This is a genomic window from Wolbachia endosymbiont of Drosophila baimaii (genome assembly GCF_028982185.1).
In the GTDB taxonomy this organism is placed as follows: Bacteria; Pseudomonadota; Alphaproteobacteria; order Rickettsiales; family Anaplasmataceae; genus Wolbachia; species Wolbachia pipientis.
The window spans coordinates 1-1,278 of sequence record NZ_JAPQLE010000154.1 but is presented as its reverse complement, the minus strand read 5'-3'; the positions used below and the strand labels follow the sequence as shown (position 1 = coordinate 1,278).

Here is a 1,278-nt window from a genome sequence, read left to right as displayed (position 1 = left end):
AACATTCCTCTATTCGAATCCTTTCGTCGTGCTGTTGATTCTGCCTTCCTATGACCTGTTCGGACTATTATGAGAAATGCTATAATTGCTCAACTTCACGGTCTGATAATCTTGCCCCTTCAATACGAGTAGAAGAACCAATACTTTCAATTGTTGCAATTTTCTTGAGCATTTGTAAACGTTCTGGAGCTAAATTACCAAACAATTGCCATGCTCCTTTAAATTCATCAATTTCAGCAACTAATTTTAACATTTCAGGTGTTATTACAATTTTTGAAATGTCAAACATATCTGTATTTTTATCTAGTTATATTCAATTATATTCGAAAATATCCTATTAGCAAAGAATACTTGTGAGACACACACTAAAGAATGAATTTTGGTAGGCATAAAAGCAGCTATTTTATGTTAAAATACAACATTTTGATGAAATTATAAGAAAGGCTGGATCTGAGTAGTCAGCTACTCGTCAGTGCATGTTGAAAAATCATTTTATGATCTAAATCAGTTTTTTTACAAGTAACTTCTAAGCTTATCAATTTTTCCAAGATCTTCTTAAGTTCTGAAAGTTGCAAACTTTTCAAATGAGATTTAAAACTCTGCAATTGTTTAAAAAACAATGGAGGGCTTAGCTGATCAATCGCAGCCTGCTCACTCATTCCACCTTGCACTGACAGCAAAACGTTTTCAAGGCGTAGGAAATAATTTGATATAATGCGAATTAGCGCTATCGGTGAAAAATTTTCTTGCGATATCAATACATCAGAAATTCTAATGAAGCGCGACATATCTTTACTTGCTATGGCAGAGCATAGATCATCAAGTGTAGCATAGTCGTTGCCGGAAGTTGAAAAGCATAATTCTATATCAGTAAGTTTTAGGTCTTTTCTCTCCCCTAAGTATAAAACTAACTTCTCAAGTTCTGAACATGTAGGCAGCTTGCTATGATTAAAGTAAGATTGCAAATGGTAGATTATCTCATTTGTGCATTTTATATCATTTTGTTTTAAGTAACTTGATATAATGTCATAAAGATTGCTGTTGCTGTCCTTATAGCAAGCAATCACACCAAAAATTTTTGAACTCTCCATATAACTTTTAGTCGCAGAATTATATGGAAGATCACTTGCTACCATCATTACATAGTGACCACTTGCGTTATAATCCAATACGTTTTTTAACTCTTTGGATATACCTCCACTCACATTTATCAGCTTAATTAATTTTTTGCTGGTAAACATCGAAACGTTTGCCAATTCAGAAAACAGTAAACTGGGT

At 33.3% G+C, this 1,278-nt stretch carries 2 protein-coding genes; both read right to left on the bottom strand.

Annotated features, from left to right (window positions below; translation table 11 throughout):
• Positions 1–79: 79 nt before the first annotated feature.
• The gene (locus tag OZD66_RS05085) at positions 80–289 is read right to left on the bottom strand and encodes a hypothetical protein (protein ID WP_265042723.1); all 210 of its coding nucleotides are present in this window, start codon (positions 287–289) and stop codon (positions 80–82) included.
• 169 nt (positions 290–458) lie between these two features.
• Positions 459–1,278, bottom strand: an 820-nt coding sequence (gene holA / locus OZD66_RS05080; protein ID WP_275022420.1) for a DNA polymerase III subunit delta, incomplete at its 5' end; no start/stop codon positions are given.